Origin of the sequence: Mycobacterium sp. G7A2, from assembly GCF_041902445.1 — a bacterium.
GTDB lineage: Bacteria > Actinomycetota > Actinomycetes > Mycobacteriales > Mycobacteriaceae > Mycobacterium.
The window spans coordinates 2,835,561-2,851,956 of sequence record NZ_CP169251.1 but is presented as its reverse complement, the minus strand read 5'-3'; the positions used below and the strand labels follow the sequence as shown (position 1 = coordinate 2,851,956).

14 protein-coding genes are annotated in these 16,396 nt (G+C 67.2%); 8 read left to right on the top strand and 6 right to left on the bottom strand.

From position 1 onward, the window contains the following. Nucleotides 1-2: 2 nt before the first annotated feature. Nucleotides 3-2,414, top strand: coding sequence for a PEP/pyruvate-binding domain-containing protein (locus ACEWX3_RS13735; RefSeq protein ID WP_374159696.1), 2,412 nt, complete (start codon nt 3-5; stop codon nt 2,412-2,414). Between the two features lie 28 nt (nt 2,415-2,442). On the opposite strand, the gene ACEWX3_RS13730 is transcribed toward ACEWX3_RS13735, so the two are convergent. After that, nucleotides 2,443-3,021, bottom strand: coding sequence for a TetR/AcrR family transcriptional regulator (locus ACEWX3_RS13730; RefSeq protein ID WP_374159695.1), 579 nt, complete (start codon nt 3,019-3,021; stop codon nt 2,443-2,445). A gap of 86 nt (nt 3,022-3,107) precedes the next feature. Here ACEWX3_RS13730 and ACEWX3_RS13725 point away from each other — a divergent pair, with 86 nt between their 5' ends. The 4 genes from ACEWX3_RS13725 to ACEWX3_RS13710 all read left to right on the top strand — a co-directional run bounded on the left by ACEWX3_RS13725 (nt 3,108) and on the right by ACEWX3_RS13710 (nt 5,559). After that, on the top strand, nt 3,108-3,821 hold the full coding sequence (locus ACEWX3_RS13725; RefSeq protein ID WP_374159694.1) for a hypothetical protein: 714 nt from the start codon (nt 3,108-3,110) through the stop codon (nt 3,819-3,821). Beyond that, entirely contained in the window at nt 3,818-4,612 is a 795-nt protein-coding gene (locus ACEWX3_RS13720) for a hypothetical protein (protein WP_374159693.1), read from the top strand. The genes ACEWX3_RS13725 and ACEWX3_RS13720 overlap by 4 nt, the downstream gene beginning before the upstream one ends. Then, nucleotides 4,609-5,193 (top strand): cytochrome c oxidase subunit 3, encoded by a 585-nt coding sequence (locus ACEWX3_RS13715; RefSeq protein ID WP_207067668.1) that lies wholly within the window; start codon nt 4,609-4,611, stop codon nt 5,191-5,193. The genes ACEWX3_RS13720 and ACEWX3_RS13715 overlap by 4 nt, the downstream gene beginning before the upstream one ends. A 72-nt stretch (nt 5,194-5,265) precedes the next feature. Further along, nucleotides 5,266-5,559 carry a cytochrome C oxidase subunit IV family protein gene (locus ACEWX3_RS13710; protein WP_374159692.1) on the top strand — a complete coding sequence of 98 codons (294 nt, stop codon included), beginning with the start codon at nt 5,266-5,268 and terminating at the stop codon, nt 5,557-5,559. On the opposite strand, the gene ACEWX3_RS13705 is transcribed toward ACEWX3_RS13710, so the two are convergent. Further along, nucleotides 5,521-7,140, bottom strand: a complete 1,620-nt coding sequence (locus ACEWX3_RS13705) for a cation:proton antiporter (RefSeq protein ID WP_374159691.1) — start codon at nt 7,138-7,140, stop codon at nt 5,521-5,523. The genes ACEWX3_RS13710 and ACEWX3_RS13705 overlap by 39 nt on opposite strands. Nucleotides 7,141-7,688: 548 nt before the next feature. Next, a complete protein-coding gene (locus ACEWX3_RS13700) occupies nt 7,689-8,456 on the bottom strand; it encodes a ribonuclease T(2) (RefSeq protein ID WP_374159690.1) in 768 nt (255 codons plus the stop codon). Between the two features lie 142 nt (nt 8,457-8,598). Here ACEWX3_RS13700 and ACEWX3_RS13695 point away from each other — a divergent pair, with 142 nt between their 5' ends. Both ACEWX3_RS13695 and ACEWX3_RS13690 read left to right on the top strand, forming a co-directional pair. After that, complete coding sequence (locus tag ACEWX3_RS13695; RefSeq protein WP_374159689.1) at nt 8,599-10,677, top strand: hypothetical protein; 2,079 nt, start codon at nt 8,599-8,601, stop codon at nt 10,675-10,677. Then, a complete protein-coding gene (locus ACEWX3_RS13690) occupies nt 10,667-12,001 on the top strand; it encodes a hypothetical protein (RefSeq protein WP_374159688.1) in 1,335 nt (444 codons plus the stop codon). The genes ACEWX3_RS13695 and ACEWX3_RS13690 overlap by 11 nt, the downstream gene beginning before the upstream one ends. Nucleotides 12,002-12,131: 130 nt before the next feature. Here ACEWX3_RS13690 and ACEWX3_RS13685 read toward each other — a convergent pair whose 3' ends face one another. Together ACEWX3_RS13685 and ACEWX3_RS13680 are read right to left on the bottom strand one after the other, a co-directional pair. Further along, nucleotides 12,132-14,123, bottom strand: a complete 1,992-nt coding sequence (locus ACEWX3_RS13685; RefSeq protein WP_374159687.1) for a phosphotransferase — start codon at nt 14,121-14,123, stop codon at nt 12,132-12,134. A 77-nt stretch (nt 14,124-14,200) separates the two neighbouring features. Next, complete coding sequence (locus ACEWX3_RS13680) at nt 14,201-14,665, bottom strand: hypothetical protein (RefSeq protein WP_207067674.1); 465 nt, start codon at nt 14,663-14,665, stop codon at nt 14,201-14,203. 90 nt (nt 14,666-14,755) lie between these two features. On the opposite strand from ACEWX3_RS13680, the gene ACEWX3_RS13675 reads away from it, so the two are divergent. Continuing rightward, nucleotides 14,756-15,745 (top strand): NAD-dependent epimerase/dehydratase family protein, encoded by a 990-nt coding sequence (locus tag ACEWX3_RS13675; protein WP_374159686.1) that lies wholly within the window; start codon nt 14,756-14,758, stop codon nt 15,743-15,745. Between the two features lie 8 nt (nt 15,746-15,753). Here the strand turns inward: ACEWX3_RS13675 and ACEWX3_RS13670 are convergent, their stop codons facing one another. After that, on the bottom strand, nt 15,754-16,347 hold the full coding sequence (locus tag ACEWX3_RS13670) for a TetR/AcrR family transcriptional regulator (protein WP_374159685.1): 594 nt from the start codon (nt 16,345-16,347) through the stop codon (nt 15,754-15,756). Nucleotides 16,348-16,396: the final 49 nt, after the last annotated feature.

Sequence of the window (16,396 nt, the reverse complement as noted above, 5' to 3'; positions counted from 1 at the left end):
ACATGACAGCCAGGACCGTCGAATTCGACGACATCACCGACGCCCGCTTCGGCGGGAAGGCGGCCGGCCTCGCCGAGCTGCGCCGCCTCGGCCTCGCAGTGCCGCCGGGGTTCGTCCTCGCCGAGGCCTCCGCGCCGAACGCCGCCGAGGTCGCCAGGGGACGCTTCGACAGGATGGCCGCCAACGGGACGACCCCGGTCGCCGTCCGGTCTTCCGCAGTCGGCGAGGACGGCGTCGACCAGTCCTTCGCCGGCCAGTATGACACCGTGCTGGGCGTCGACTCTGTCGACGTGTTCGCCGCGGCCATCCGCAGGTGCGCCGAATCGGTGGATTCGCAGCGTGCCTCGGCCTACAGCGAGCATTCCACCGCCACCATGCACGTCGTCGTGCAGCAGATGGTCGACGCGCGCGCGGCAGGCGTGGTGTTCACCGCCGACCCGGCGTCCGGCCGGCGCGACCTGATGGTCATCGATGCCATCGCCGGCCTCGGTGAGGCACTCGTCGATGGGTCGGCCTCCCCCGAGCATGTGGTGTTGCACGCCGATGGCAGCACCGCCGTCCACGAAGTGGCCGGGTCGGCCGTCCTCACCGCTCGGGATATCGACGACATCCGGGCGGGAGCCCTGAAGGCGGCGCGCCACTGGGGCCGACCGTTGGATCTGGAGTGGGCGATCGACCGATCCGGTCACCTGTGGTGGCTGCAGGCACGCCCGATCACGACGCTGCCCGGCGACCTCAACGAGATGGACTCCCCGGTGGCCGGGCACACCCACGTGTACACCCGCTGCAACATCGGCGAGATGATGCCGGGAGCGTTCTGTCCGTTGACGGCGTCGGTGTCGGGCTTCGCCATCGATTACGCAATGCAGATGACCCAGGTGGTGGCCAGGGCGCAGCCGCGCTACGAGTCGCCGTGGCTGCAGGTCGGCTACTTCTACGGGCACATGTTCTTGAACATGACCGAGGGCACCGCGCTGAGTTCCGGAATTCTGGGTAACTCCTTGGAGCAGTTCTCCATGTCCATCTGCGGTCGGGTCATCGACGAGTTGGAACCCAAACCGCCGCAGCCCTTCCGGCGCAAGCTCGGTAACACGATCAGGCTCACCTCCCATGCGCTGTCGGCAGGGCCGGCGATCCGTCGGCTCGACCGCCAGATCGCGGGATTCCGGATACCGACCAGCCGTGATGCCCGCGTCGTGCTGCGCCAGCTGGAGACCGGGGTCGAGCTGTACTGCGACGTCACACTGACCCACGTGCGGTCCTCGTCACGCGCCGCGGTCGCGGCCAACATCCTCGAAAGCCGCCTCATCGCACAGGCGGTCAAGGACGGACGCAGCGAGGAGGACGGACGGGCCGATGCGATGCGCGTGATGGCCGGCGCCGCCGACGTCGAAAGTGCAGTCATGCTCGAGGAACTCGACGCGGTGGTGCGCACGCTGGCCGCCCACAACGCGGCAGCCGAGGCCTTTCTCGTCGCGGCGCCGGAGGCCGCCGTCACAACCCTTCGCGCCGCAGACAGTCCCAGCGGCGCCGCGCTTCGCCGGTTCTTGAACCGCCACGGTCACCGCGGCTACCGCGAACTGTGCATGCGCGACCCCTCCTGGGCCGAGGACCCGAATGGCCTGGGAACGATGATGCAGGTCATGCTCCAGGCTGCGCTCGACCCCGCCGACCGTGGTCCGGTATCCCGCGAGTCCCCCGCCCCGGCATCGGCATCCGTCCGATTCCTGGCGCGGCTCGCGCAGGGCGGTGCGCGTGGTCGCGAAGAGACGAAATCCAAGATGGCATTGATGGCGCACGCACTCAAGCGCGGCTACCGCCACCTCGGCGAGGTGCTCGCCGGTGCGGGGCGGTTACCCGACGCGGATCTTGTCTTCTTCTTCGACCGCACCGAGCTTGCCCGCGTCGTCGGCTCCGACGACATCACCGACCTGGTCGGGCGCGCCCGCAGCCGGCGAGAGGCGCTGGCGTATCAGGACGCCCTGGAGTTCGAGGACGTGTCGGTGGGCCGGCCCACTCCCCGCGTCTCTCGGCGTCCTTGTGCTGCCGCCGACGACGCGATCATCGGCCGGCCGGCCAGCCGGGGCGTCGTCGAGGGGGTTGTGCGCGTGGCGAAGTCGATTCGCGAGGCACGTGACGTCCAGCGCGGGGAGATCCTGGTGGCACCGGTCACGGACGTGGGCTGGACACCGTACTTCACGGTCATCGCCGCTCTGGTGACCGACATCGGCAGTTCGGTCTCCCATGGCGCGGTGGTGGCCCGCGAATACGGCCTGCCGTGTGTGGTCAACACCCTGGTCGGTACGCAGGTGCTCCAGACCGGCGATCGGGTGCGCGTGGACGGCGACCACGGCGTGGTGACACGCCTCGACCAACCCGGCGTGGTGACACGCCTCGATCACACGGCGTCGTGACACCCCTCGATCGCCACTGAAGGCCCCGTCAGTCCGACAGGCCCAACATCCGGCGCGTCAGACTTTTCAGGTGGACACGCAACGTGTCGCCGTCGACGTCGGCCACCAGCGGATGCATCACGCACACGCTGATCGCGCTCGACAGGATCGCCGCGTGCAGCCGTGCCTCGACACCCCCATCGGTTCCGAGTAGCGCGGCGTACAGACGCTCGACGAACCGCTGGAACGGCTCGTACTCCCCCTGCAGCCTGATGATCACCGGATCGAAGCTCAGCGCGCTGACCAGGCCGCGCCGGTCGATGGCCTGATCGACCATCCGGTCGATCAGCACCTCCCGAGCCTTCGGACCGCCCGCTTCGGCATCCTCGAGCGCGTCCTCGAGCGCAGCCATCTCCCGTTCGGTGATCGCGATGACGATTTCCTCTTTGGTCCGGAACTGCCGGTAGACCGCAGCCTTCGTGACACCCATCGCGTCCGCGATCATCTGCAGCGAGGTGCCGCTGACACCGTGCTCGGCGATGAGAACCAAAGCCGCGTCCAGCACCCGTGTTTGCGCTGCCGTGCGCCTGATCGCGCGGAAGCTGCGGACTTCGTGCGGGGCCGTCACAGCGTCAGGATAACGAACGATTGACCGTTCGGTTGCCGATCGGCTACCGTGCCGAGTAGCCGATCGGCAACCAGGAGCGAGGTTCGATGACACGACGCACTGACGGTGAGCTCATTCTCTTCTGGACCCTGCCGGCAGTGGCCCTCATCTGGATCAGTGCGTTCTTCCTGTTCCCCGGCTTTCTGCATCCGATGTCCCCCACCATGTCCGCCGACGAGGTCGCGGGCTTCTACCGGGACCACGCTGCCCGGATCCGGTACAGCATGATCCTGTTCAACTGGTTCGGTGTCGGCCTGGTGCCGGTGGTGGTGCTGCTCGCCCTGCAGGTGCGCCGCATGGCCCATCGCACGCCGATCCTGTCCTACAGCCTGATCGCCTGCGCGGGTGGGCCTCCCGCGCTGTTCCTGATCGCCGACATGTTCTGGCTTCTCGGCGCGTTCCGTCCCGACCGGGCGCCGGAACTCACCCTGCTGTTCAACGATCTGGCCTGGATCACCTTCTCGGTCACGGTGTCCTACCTCATCGCACAGTGTCTGCTCCTGGCGCTGGCGATCTACTGGGATCGCAACGACACACCGGTCTTCCGCCCGTGGGTGGCCCATTTCAACGTGGCGACCGGGGTCGCCCTGATGCCCGCCGCGTTCACGGGACTGACACTCGACGGGCCCTTCGCCTGGGACGGGCTGCTGAGCTTCTGGCTCAAGAACATCGCCATCGCGACATGGGTCATCGTGATGGGAGTCGTTCTCGGACAGACGATCCTGCGTCAGAGGCGCAGTGCCGAGCAGGTGGCGGTGTGAGTACTCGGCTGGCTCGCATTCGGTGGAAACTGACTCGCAGCCCCAAACGGGAGCTGTGGTTCTCCTGGTACGTGATGGTCGTCTTCTACAACCTGTACGGGTTGTTGTTCGTCGTCGTCACCCGCGTGCAACCACCGCCGAGCCCCGGCTGGGACACTCCGACGGTCGTCGCCTGGTTCACCGACCACCATCTGGGACTGCTCGCCGGATTCGGTGCCGTGTTCCTCGTGGCGGGCATGTGCGGACCGATGAATGCGCTGCTCGCCTACTCGATGCGGCGCATGTCGGTCAGCCCGGTCTTCGCCTACTCGTACATGATCATGTACGCGTTGGCCGCGGTGCCGGGGATGCTGGTGATGGCCATCGCGATGACGGTCGGCGCGCTGCGGCCCGACCGCGATCCGGCCGTCGTCATGTGGCTTTACGACTTCGCCTTTCTGTCCTTCAGCGGAACCATGGGCGTGTTCCTGATCGGTTCGCTGGTGTGGATGGTGGCGATCCTGCTGGACCGCAACGGGATCTTCCCCAAGTGGTTCGGATACCTCAACCTGTGCAACGCCCTCACCGAGGTCGTGGTGGCGCCCGCATGGATGTTCCAGCGCGGCGCGTTCGCCTGGCACGGCGCGATCGCCTGGTGGATCAACGTTTTCGTGTTCGCGTTCTACACCTGCATGTTCATCGTGCTGTTACGCAGGATGATCGAGCGTGAGGACTTCGACACGGGACCGCTGCCGGACCCCGGCCCCGAGGACACCGTCGACCACCGCGACCCGGTCGAGGCCGCCCGATGAGTACAAGCCTCGAGGCGCGGGAGCGCAGCAGACGCGAATTCGTGCCCGGTCAGCCCGACATGTGGATGTTCGTGCTGTTCGAGACGCTGCTGTTCACCGGCTACTTCTCGGTCTATCTGGTGACGCGCACCCAGAACGAGGAGCTTTTCCTGCGGGCGCAGGGCGATCTCGACCTGCGCTTCGGCGTGTTCAACACGATCGCGCTGCTGCTGGGTTCCTGGGCGATCGCGCGGTGTGTGCAGGCCTCGCGCGCGGGTGCCTATCGGTCAGCCCTGAGGAATGCGTTCCTGGCCATCGGCTTCGGAGTGGTGTTCGCGGCGGCCAAGGTGACCGAGTGGGTCACCGAGATCCGCATGGGCAACACCTTCACCACCAACGAGTTCTTCCAGCACTACTACTTTCTGACCGCGATCCACTTCATCCATCTGCTGATCGGCTTCGTCGTACTCGGCGTCGTCGTCTACCAGCTGTGGGGTCCGGGGCGACGCTCCCAGCAGTTGGTCGAAACGGGAGCGACCTATTGGCACACGGTTGATTTCCTCTGGGTGCTGATCTTCGCGCTGCTCTACGTCGTGAGATGAACCCAGTCGTGAGATGAACCCAGTCGTCAGTCGTACTGGACCGTCGGACCGATCGAGTCGTGAGGTGAAGCCATGACCCCTAGGAACTCCACAAGGCTGTTGCTCGTCTGGGCCATCTTGACCGCCATGACGCTGGTGTATGTCTGGATGGACCACACAGTCGATGAGTCGGGCACGCTGCGCGCCAGCACGGTCGTCACCGTCACCGCCATCCTGATCGCTCTGGTGAAGGTGCGCATCATCTTCCGGGAGTTCATGGAGGTCCGTCACGCCCCGGCGTTGCTTCGTCGCCTCACCGACGTCTGGGTCCTGCTGCTCGGCGCCGCCCTACTCGGGTCGTACTTGATCGGGATGGCCGTCGCCTGACTGGCGTTCACGCTCACCGCCGGCAACCTGATCGGCCAACTCCAGCCCGGCACCGGCGTAGACGTTGAACGCGATGTCGACGCCATGCTCCTTGGCCCATGCCACTTCGTCGTCATAGCGCGCGACCGCTGCTACAGTGCCGCTGAACCCCGACTCACGCAGGCATTCCAACGCGGTGACATTGGCGCCGTGCCTCGGCATCGCAAGCACGGCCATCCGCACCGAGTCAGATCGTTGCAGCTGGTTCCAGAAATGCAGATCGGTGGCGTCGCCCTCGATGACCCGCAGGCCCTGCTCGTCGAGGCGACCAATCCGCGGCCCGTCGTAGTCCACGCCGACGACCCGTAGCCCATAGTGGTCCGTCAGGCGCTGATAGGCGGCATAGCCCACCCGGCCCATGCCGATGACCACGACCTCGGCGTCACTGGCGTCGCCGGAGCGTTCCTCGGGGTGCAGCGTGTCCTCGTTCTGCGCCGGCAGCCGCGTGGCGATCTTCTCGACCATCAGGTGCCCGCGGCCATTGACCAGTGCCGAAACCACGAAGCTCAGCGCCACCGCGATCGACATCTCCACCAGCCAGGCTTCGGCCAGCAGTCCGACCGATACCCCCACCGACACGACGATCAGCCCGAATTCCGAGTAGTTCATCAGGCTCAACCCAGCCAGGATCGCGGTTCGGTGCCGCAGTTTCATCATGGTCAGCAGAGCGATGTACCCGCCCGCCTTCAACGGCAGCAACAGCACCATCAGCACCGCGACGGCGATGGTGGGCAGGTCCGGCAGTCCGGTCAGGCCGATCGAGACGAAGAAACCGACCAGCAGCAGCTCCTTGATGTGAAACAGCGAACGGGCCAGCTCGGACGACGCCGGATGGGAGGCGAGCAGCACCCCCATGATCAGCGCGCCCAGGTCACCCTTGAGCCCGACCGCGGTGAACAACGCATAACCGGGCACCAGCGCCATGACGATGCCGAACAGTGACTGCATTTCACCGTGACCCAGGCGGCTCCACACCTTGCGCAGAATGCGGGTCAGGGGCCACAGGCCCACCAGCGCCAACGCCCACGGGCTGGGCAGATGCCCGCTGGTGGCGGTCAGGAACACCACGGCGATGATGTCCTGCATGACGAGGATGCCGATGGCGACGCGGCCGTAGAGCGCATGCGACTCACCGCGCTCCTCGAGCACCTTGACCACGAACACGGTGCTGGAGAAGGACAACGCGAACGCCAACAACGCGATGGTCTGCATGCTCTGTCCGACGAGCATCGCCACGCCGGCAACGGCAGCCAGCCACAGCGCGGCGACACCGAGCGCGACGCTGATCAGCATGTGCACCGAGGTGGTCAACCACACCTCGCGGCGCAACAGTATCCGGACGTCGAGCTTGAGGCCGATGGCGAACAGCAGAAGCGTGACACCCAGGTCGGCCAGCACGTCCAGTTGCGGCACCTCCGCGACGTCGAGGGCGTTGATGACGAAGCCTGCCGCCAGGAACCCCACCAAGGGCGGCAGCCGGACCGCCAGGGCGAGCCCGCCGAGTCCGAAGGTGATGACGAGATAGATGGCGACTACTGTCACGCGCGTTCCCCCTGCCCCGCGGGGCGGACGTGGTCGTCGAGTGCGCCGACGACACCGGTGTGCTGGTGGAGTCCTACCAGTATCGTGACAAACTCGCCTTCCGGTTGCCCACCACTGCCACGACGAGCGGCGCTGCCGCAGCCACGATATACTTCCGCGATCGGCACAGGCGCCTGTCCCTGTCAGCGACGAGACGCTGAGAAGTGCTCAATTGCCAAGCCTCGTTATCGAATTCGATATCCAGTGCAGTAGCTGTCAGCAGCTCGTCACCCTGTCTTCCACACAGGTGGGACACACGCCGCGGGATGCGTTGATCGCACGGCGTTTGCTCAACGAAGTGCTCGTCGACCTGGGCTGGTTGCCGACGACCGCGGGTGCCTACTGCCGAGCACACGCTCCGTCGGCGCGGCAGCGATTCCACCGACCATGGGGCCCTCGTGACCGCCGATGACCGCTCGCGTCCCGCGGCGGCCACACCGCCAGGAGACCTCAGAAGGTCGCTGCTGCGGTCGTGTCCGCTCACCCCGTGCGTACCCAGGTAACCCTGGTCACGCCACGCGTCCCTGCTGGCAGGGTGAGTGGATCGGGGGCGCCGCCCGCAGCAGGGCGGGCAGACTCAGACGTCCGTCGGCGGCGCGCATGGCGGCCACCGGGGGCAACGACAGCCGGACATCGACCACCAAGGTGCCTGTCCTGATCTGTCTGCGGCAGCTCAGCCCGACCCGTTGCCCTGTGCCCGCGCCGAGTTGATCGTCGACGCGGCGGCGGACCGTCGCCAGAGTCAGCTGGCCTCCCGACGCCTGCCGGAACACCGGGTCGAGTACCTGTCTCACCGCGTGCGTGAGTGTCACCGCATCGCCGAAATAGACGTCGGCCCGCACGCCCGAGCACGTGCCGTGCGCGTACCACTCGTGGGTCACCAACGTCGCAGAGTCGGCCATCGTGGCCGAGAGCTCCGAGCGCACGCCGGCGGTCAGCGGCACCGTCGGCAACCCCTCATCCCCCCGGCGCACCCGCTCCGCGAGCATCAGAGAGACCCCGCAGTACTGGTTCTCAGATGGTTGAGGCCACAGTCCGTGCAGAATCAGGGTTCGACCGAGTCGCTGTATCTCGCCGGAGCGGCAGGCCTGGTTCGAGGGCTCGGCAGCGCAGAAGCCCGCTCCCCAGGTCACCACCAGCCAGCTCGATGTCGTGTTGCGCGACACCAGCGTCGTGGATTCCCGGTCGAGGACCAGAACGCTGAACGAAACCGCGCAGATCACGACACCGGCCAGAACGGCCGATATCGACAATACGGCGGCGTCACCGCGCTGCATCGGGCACCCTTCTCCTATCGGGACGGACCAGGGCGCGCCCATCCCGCCCAGGCACATCAGCCTCCCACAGGACCGTCTCGATGTTGGAGCGATCGCCAGTGAAAGGTCACTACGAGTTGTCGTCGCCGCAACAGGGCTTCTGATGAACGACATCGACCGCTGGCTGGATCGGACCGGGCGGAGCACCACCCGAGCGGTGTCACTGTATTCGTGTCTGCTCACCGGAAAGATGTTCGCGTACTTCCGTTATCGCCTTCGTTATGCGCTCCTGCTGGATGCCACCACGTTCGTGCTGCACGTCGCGGAGTTCTTGATCATTCTCAGCAGCCTGGGCGGGTTGGCGGCGTTCACGGTGATGATCCTGCGGGTCGGCGGTCTGCTCGTTGGCGGCGCCTGGTGGGGTCTGCTCGAAGTGATGCGCGAGCGACTCCGCGCGTTCGCCCGGATCGGGGACAGGCAGTCAGCGCAGCGGGAGATCGGCGCCTGGCTCGTCCTGTCGGTGCTGGTGGCGGGAGCCGCCACCCTCATGGCGACAGCGCTGCTGGTGATGTTGCTTCCCCGCGACGGTAACCCGGTGGCAACGCTCTACGCGTTCCTCGTCATCATTGAGGTCGCGCTGAGATTGCCGGTTCGGGTACTCCATTCGGGGATGTATGCCACCCGGCGCATCTACAGACCGCTGTGGTCACTGTTCGCCCCAAACCTGCTGCAGCTGACGGTCCTCGGTCTCGGTGTTCTCTACTACCCGACCGCCGCGGTGGTCCTCGCGATCGTCGTATCCAACGCCGCGTCGATTTGGATCACGGTGCACTACACCCTGCGGCTCTACCGGCTGACCGGGCTGTCACCGAATCTTGCTGCGGTGCGACCTATTCGGGTGTCGCTCCCCTCTATTCCGTTGCGCGAGGGCGGTGAGGCGACACTGGCCGGTCTGGGTCTGCGACTCGACGCAGTGGCAGTACTCGTCATCGCCGGGATCTACGGCACGAACACCCGGGCCATCGATCTGACCGCCGGACTGCAGACCTGGCGGGAGATCGACGCGTTCCAGTTCTTCTACCTGGTGCTGCCGTTGTTCCGCGGCGCCTACGAGGCCACCGCGGTGTTCTATTTCGATTTCGTCCGGTTGCGCCGCCTGCCGGCACTGCGCGAATACCGGGTGTGGTTCTTTCACAGATTGCTCACCATCACACCGGTGATCACCGCAGTGTTCTGGGCTTTGGCGGTGGCGCTGGGACTGTTCGTGCTGCCCGGCATACCCTTCAGTTTCCTGCTCGCGCTGCTGCCGCTGTTCGTGGTGCGCGGCCTGATCGGTACCTACCAGATCCGCCTGTTCGCAGAGGGCCGGTTCCGCGCCCTCAATGCCACCGTCGCCGTGTCGGCGGTACTGTTCCTGCTGGTCTGGCTCGACCCCAATCCCGCCTCCGACCTCGTCGAGATCACCGCGGCGATGATCGCGCTGCTGATCGTGCACATCAACCTGCAGCACTTCGGAGATCGTATCCCGCCCCGACCGCCTCAATTGCCGCTCGGTGACTGGATCCGAGCACTTGCCGCCAAGACAGGACCGGTACGAGTCGGAACAATCTCGATACCCGAGTGGATTCCGGCCCGCGAGCGGCGTGCAGCGGTCGAGATGATGCGCCTCACCGTGGCCGATGGCGGATGCTTGGCCTTCTGTTCGGCGACGACGTTGATCTTCTATGTCGACCAGCCCTCGCACGATGAGCAGGCACCGCACCTTCTCGTCCAGGCGCTGACCGGGGGCGCGGCCAATCGCGGCCGCTACTGGCACGAGGCGGCGCCTCACGGACCCGCCGCGCTCGATCGCATCGTGGCCGACGGCTGGCTGCAACCCGTCGACGGAACGCCCAGGGCACCCGCAAGTCCCGAGGTCCTCCGCGCCGAGTTCCTGCAGATTTTTCCCGGGGGCTTGGTAGCCAACGTTCAGACCCGCGCGGGCGCGCGGACCATGCGCTCACTGGACCCCGATCTGCTGGTCGGACTTCTTCCCGCAGCGATACGCAGCTTGGACGACGACGCCCTGATTGTGCCGGTCGCGGGGCGGTGGCTGTCGCCGATATTTCACCACAACAAGGTGGAGGTGGTCTTTCTCCTGCCGCCCGACCCCGGTCCCGAGCAGTTCCGCAGGTGGCTGCACACGTTGAAGACGTGGCGACTGGGTGGGTGGCCGGCACACGGCGTACACCATGTCCGCTGAGCCGGTTGACATCCGGGCGAGATTGTCCGACCCCGCGACGTACGACGAGGCCATCCTTCGGATCTTCATCAAACGCAACGCGCGCGGGCTGGGTTTCGCCCAGGCCGCTGCAGGGGTCACGTACTTCGCCGCCGCGACCGACCGCCGGGCGCTGTCGCGCGCAATAGCTGCCAGCATCGACAACGGCAGCTATCGCCCCCAGCCGGTCGACCTCTGGTATCTCGAGACCGACGGCAAACGCCGGGCCGCTCATCAAGCGACCTTCATCGATCACGTCGTCGGCTCGGCGCTGTTCACGCTGCTGTCGCACAACGCGCGCTGTCACGGTCTACCGGGCGTGTACTCCTACCTACCCGGGTTGACGAACCTCGGGGCCATGCAGGCGTTCGGCGCGTACGTCCGCGCCCACCGCAAGCGGGTCGGACCCCACGGCGGACCGATCTACGTACTGCAGTCCGATTTCGAGAAGTACGGCGATCACCTACCGGTCGGCCCCGATGCAGCGCTGTGGCAGACGCTGCGGCTCGTCGCGTCGCTAGGCAGTGCGAACGGAGAAATCGACTCTCGGACATGGGATCTCATAACCGCCCTGGTCCGCCCGGTGGTACGCGAGTCCGACGGAGCACAGTTCACCCGGGTCAACGGCATCGCCATGGGAACTCCGCTCGTACCGGTGCTGGGCAACCTTGCTGCCCTACCGATGGATCAGTCGATCCTCAGCATCGAGGGTGTCTTCTACGCGCGCTACAACGACGACTTCCTCATCGCCCACCACGATCTCGCAGCCATCCAGGACGCAGACGCACGAATCGACACATCGACCGAAAACCTGGGTGTGCGACGCGCGCTTCCCAAAGAACAGCGCACCGCACTGTGCGCCCACGGCCGGACCTGCACCATGGATCCGTCGTATCGGGGACGTGACCGCGTCGACTGCCTGGGCCTGACAGTCACGGCTGCGGGCACCGTTTCACTGAGCCCGGCACGTCTTCGGCGCTTCATCGCTCGAATCGCCACTCGCATCGACGGTGTCTCCCCTGCGGTGTCGTCGTTGCCTGTCGACCAGCGGGCAGCGCATCTGGTAGCGGCGACCAACGTCATGCTGGATCCGGCGAGTCCCTTCGCCGTCGCCGGGCTGGCGGCGTTGCTGGACGCAACGACCGATCGGGGCGTCTTGAAGGACCTGGACTATCGCATCGCCCGCAAGATCGCGCAGGCGGCCACCAGGTCAGCGGGGGTTCGTGGTTTCCGCACGCTCTCGCCCTCGACGCTGTATCAGCAGTTCGGGCTCACCTCACTGGTCCGCTCGCGGAACTTGCGGTGAGCACCTCTCCCCGCCTAACGTTTTCGGTAGGCGCGGACCCCGCATTCGTGCGGTTCACCCGAGAGGCCACAGAGGTTGCGGCTTTCGGTCTCTCATTTTTGCCGTTTTTGCCCGCGCCTTTTCTTCGACCTCATGACTGGTTCTGGTTCCACTCGATCCAGCCCACGCCGGTGCGGCCGTCGGCGGTTTCGACGGTGCCCCACGCCCGCGGAAAACGGCTCAGGCGGCCGTCGGGTGAGCTCAGCAGCACCGGGGCGTGGCCTCGCAGCGTGATGTCCACGGTGAGGTCGGCGAAGCCGAGTTGCGCGGTCAGCGGCAGCCCGTCGGGTGCGAACGTCTCGCTGGTCGAGATCTGTTCGAGTTCGACCAGTGGCTGTCCGGGTTGCTGCAGGTAACCCACCGCCAACGGCGGCATACCGGGGATGCGGATGTCGACGCCGTGCAGATGGGTGCCGTCGTCGAGGTGCAGCGCGCTCCACACCCAGTCCATCGCCCACCAGTCCCGCGGGGCCCACGAATGGTCGCGTTGGCCCTGTACCCGCGCCAGCGCGGTTGTGCGTCCGTCGGCGGTGACCGAACCGGTGACCAGACAGGGAATCTCGTACCGGGGCGACACCCGGTATTGGTAGGGGACGCCGTCGGTGCTCCAGGTGAGGTCGAGGTCGACGGCGACCGGCCGGCCCGCCTCCCCCCGCAGCAGCGCAGCCGGGTCGTCGTGCGCCTGCCCCTGGGCTCGGACGGTGACCCGGAACGTGCGCAGCGGCTCGACGGCCTGCATGCGGATCTCGGTGTCGTGGGTGCGCACCTGGGTGTGGTCGTCGGGCAGGGCGACCTCGAAGTCGAGCACCGCGATGGTCGGCATGCCGGGACCGCACAGCAGCGCATTGATCCACGCGTGTCGCTGGTTCGGGATCAGTCCGAGGCGGATCCAGCCGCCCAGGTCCTGGCGGGGATCGGCGAAGTCGAAGTACCAGCTCTCGCTCCACAGCGGTTCGTCGCCCGGCGGGTGGCTGTCCTCGTCGTCGGCGCCGGGCCGCAGCGGCTCCGGCCGCGCCGGGTGCGGCAGGATCGCCAGCGCGTCGGTGTCGAGGACATGCTGGCAGTGACGCGCGATCATCGCCATGAACATCTGGTCACCGCGCTCGGTGCGCGCGACGAGCATGGGCGACACGATCGACATTAGAACACCGAAGAAGCTCTGGCGGCGTACACCTTCCCGCACGTCGTCGACAGTCACGCCGGCCGCGGGTCCCAGTGCCTCGGTGTACGCGGCCAGCAACGTGTCGTAGTGTTCCCGGCGCCGCTCGATCGGCAGTGCACAGCCCAGGAAATAGGCGACGTCGGTGAACGCCGGCCCCCAGGTGACGGTCTGCCAGTCCACGACGGTCAGCGGCCGGTCGGCGCCGGCCTGGCCGAACAGCATGTTGTCGAGCCGGTAGTCGCCGTGGACCAGGCCGCGCGGGCCGTCGCGCTCGGCTTCGGCGGCCAGGTAGGCGTCGAAGCTCTGGACCAGGCGTTCGCAGACCTCCCGGTGCTGCTCGGCGATCTGGTCGCGATAACGCTCGATGAATCCGGCGTACAGCGCGGTGATCAGCGCCTGGTTCACCGGCGACTCCCGATTGAACCGGTCGTTGGCTGCCAGCGTCTGGTCGTCGAGCAGCGGGCCGTGTACGAGAGCGAGCTGGCTCAGCGCCAGTCGCGCTTGTTCTGCGGTGGCGCCGCTGATTTCGTCGCCGACGATCGCCGGCGCGGCGTCACCGAGCACGAGGTCGAAGGCACCGGTCGCGGGGTCGTAGGCCGCGTGGTAGCACGGCGCGATCGGTCCGCCCAGCCCCGGGGCGATGGTGGTGTAGAAGTCGACCTCCCGCTCGTAGAGGCCCATCGCCAGCCCCGTCTGACGGCTGCTGGGGTCGGCTGCGGCGACCTTGAGCACCACCGAAGCCGGCCCGGTCTGGCCGTCGGCGTAGGTCAGGGCGACGCGGTAACACTCGCTCATCTGTCCGGTGCCGATCCGCTCGACGGTGAAATCGCGCACCGCGGCCCCGCCGAGGATGTCGGTCAGCCGGTCGGCGGTGAGATCGGTGGGACGTTCGATCAGAGGGGGGCGCAGCGACGACGACACCGCGCCAACGTATAGCAGCCGCGACGCCGCGACGGGCGGATCGCACGAAAAAGTTGACGGCCGTCAAGCAGGGCCGGTCAGTGGTCGGGGGACGACCCCTTCGGTCGCGGTCGGTCCAGCCATCGCGCGATGCGGGGCTCCAGCGTGGCCAGCACGCCGGCACACAGGAACCACAGCACCGACAGCGCCAGCGTGGTGTGCCAGGCGTCCTCGGAGAACCCTTCGTCGCTCTCGGCGTGGAAGAACGGTGTGACGATCAGGTACTGGATGGCCGGCGCCACCGCGATACAGAACGCCAGCCCGGTGGTGGCGCCGAAGGCCGCGCGCAACAAGTATGCGCGCGGCGTCCGCTCCGCCGGCGCGGCGAGATGGTGCGCCAACAGAATGAACAGCAGCATCAACCCGACCACCACAGCGAGCAGATCCCACTCGCCGGGCCCGAGGATGAAGGCGACGGCGCCCGCGACGGTCGCCAGAGCCAGTGCTCCCGGATCAACCCGCGGTCGGTCATATCCGGTCGGCACACCGGCTCGCTCCCCCATGGCGACACTGTAGGCCGTTGAGCACTGACGGTGCGGGATTCGGATCGCCGGCGATCGGGTAGTTTCCGACCGGCGAGACGTGGAGGGCAGATGAAGGTACTGATCACCGGCGGCACCGGCTTCGTCGGCGCATGGACCGCGAAAGCCGCACAGGACGCGGGACATGAGGTGCGTTTCCTGGTGCGCAACGTGGGCCGTCTGAGCACCAGCGCGGAGAAGATCGGGGCCGACATCGCCGACCACGTGATCGGTGACATCGCCGACGGCTCGACCACCGCACAGGCGCTGGACGGATGTGACGCTGTGATCCACTGCGCGGCAATGGTTTCCACCGACCCCGACCGCGCCGACGAAATGTTGCACACCAACCTCGAGGGCGCCCGCAACATCCTCGGCGGCGCCGCAGCGGCCGGCATCGACCCGATCGTGCACGTGTCCAGCTTCACGGCACTGTTCCGACCCGGGTTGGACGTGCTGCATGCCGATCTGCCCGTCGTCGGCGGCAGCGACGGCTACGGCCGGTCCAAGGCGGCAGTGGAGGCGTATGCGCGCGGCCTGCAGGACGGCGGAGCGCCGGTGGCCATCACCTACCCCGGCATGGTGCTCGGTCCGCCGGCCGGCGACCAGTTCGGCGAGGCGGCCGAGGGAGTGGAGGCGGCGGTGAAGATGCACGGGGTCCCCGGCCGCGGCGCCGCGTGGATCGTCATCGACGTGCGGGACCTGGCGGCGCTACACGTCGCGCTGCTCGAACCCGGCCACGGCGCCCGCCGCTACATGGCCGGCGGCCAGCGGGTCAGCGTGGACCGGCTGGCATCAATGATCGGCGCCGCGGCGGGCAAGTCTCTGGCGGTCTTCCCGGTGCCCGACGTGGCGTTACGCAGCGCCGGCCGACTCCTCGACATCGTGGGCCCGTATCTACCGGTCGAAACCCCCATCAACTCCGCGGCGATGCAGTACTACACCCAGATGCCCACCTCCGACGACCGGCCCAGCGAGGAAGAACTCGGCATCGTCCAGCGCGATCCCGCCGAAACCATCGCCGACACGGTGGCCGGACTCGAGCGGGTCGGCCGACTCTGACTGTGCCGTCAGCGGGACAGCACTCCACATGAGACCAGGTCCGCCAACGCGGTAGCGGCGGCGTCGAGGTCGGTCACATTGCGCACACACACCGCGTACCAGGCGGCGCCCGCGATGGCGTCCATCACCGTGTCGGCGTCGACGGTCGGGCGGACGGCGCCGTCGCTGACGCCGTCGGCCAATTGCGCCGCCAGTTGCCGTCTCGCTGCGGCTTCCAGCCGGTCGTGGATCAGGCGCCGCATCGCCGGTTCGGCGCTCAGATCGTGCAGCAGACCCGGAACCGCTTCGCGCACCACGGGATCGGCGTACATCGCCAACGCCCCGCGGCACAGCCGGGCGATCTCACCGGCGACGTCGTCATGTGCCGGGTCGGGGCCCAGATCGGGGAAAGCCGCCTCGTGCACGAGATGGGCTTTGGTGCGCCAGCGCCGGTAGATCGCCGGCCTGCTCACCTTCGCGGTGATGGCGATCAGGTCGATCGACGTGGCAGCGTATCCGCGCGTCACCAGGAGGCGTCGGGTCGCGTCGAGGACGGCGGCGTCGATGTCGGGGTCGCGGCGTGAGCCTCGATGGGGCCGCCGCGCGGCGGGGACGTTGCGCACGGAATTCACCCCCTCGGCAGCCGCGGAATCGTTACAGTGTGTCACAACT

Bases quoted from the DNA above. Each gene is read 5' to 3' on its own strand.
- ACEWX3_RS13735 (WP_374159696.1), top strand. From the start codon at position 3: ATGACAGCCAGGACCGTCGAATTCGACGACATCACCGACGCCCGCTTC.
- ACEWX3_RS13725 (WP_374159694.1), top strand. From the start codon at position 3,108: ATGACACGACGCACTGACGGTGAGCTCATTCTCTTCTGGACCCTGCCG.
- ACEWX3_RS13715 (WP_207067668.1), top strand. From the start codon at position 4,609: ATGAGTACAAGCCTCGAGGCGCGGGAGCGCAGCAGACGCGAATTCGTG.
- ACEWX3_RS13710 (WP_374159692.1), top strand. From the start codon at position 5,266: ATGACCCCTAGGAACTCCACAAGGCTGTTGCTCGTCTGGGCCATCTTG.
- ACEWX3_RS13700 (WP_374159690.1), bottom strand. From the start codon at position 8,456: ATGCAGCGCGGTGACGCCGCCGTATTGTCGATATCGGCCGTTCTGGCC.
- ACEWX3_RS13695 (WP_374159689.1), top strand. From the start codon at position 8,599: ATGAACGACATCGACCGCTGGCTGGATCGGACCGGGCGGAGCACCACC.
- ACEWX3_RS13690 (WP_374159688.1), top strand. From the start codon at position 10,667: ATGTCCGCTGAGCCGGTTGACATCCGGGCGAGATTGTCCGACCCCGCG.
- ACEWX3_RS13680 (WP_207067674.1), bottom strand. From the start codon at position 14,665: ATGGGGGAGCGAGCCGGTGTGCCGACCGGATATGACCGACCGCGGGTT.
- ACEWX3_RS13675 (WP_374159686.1), top strand. From the start codon at position 14,756: ATGAAGGTACTGATCACCGGCGGCACCGGCTTCGTCGGCGCATGGACC.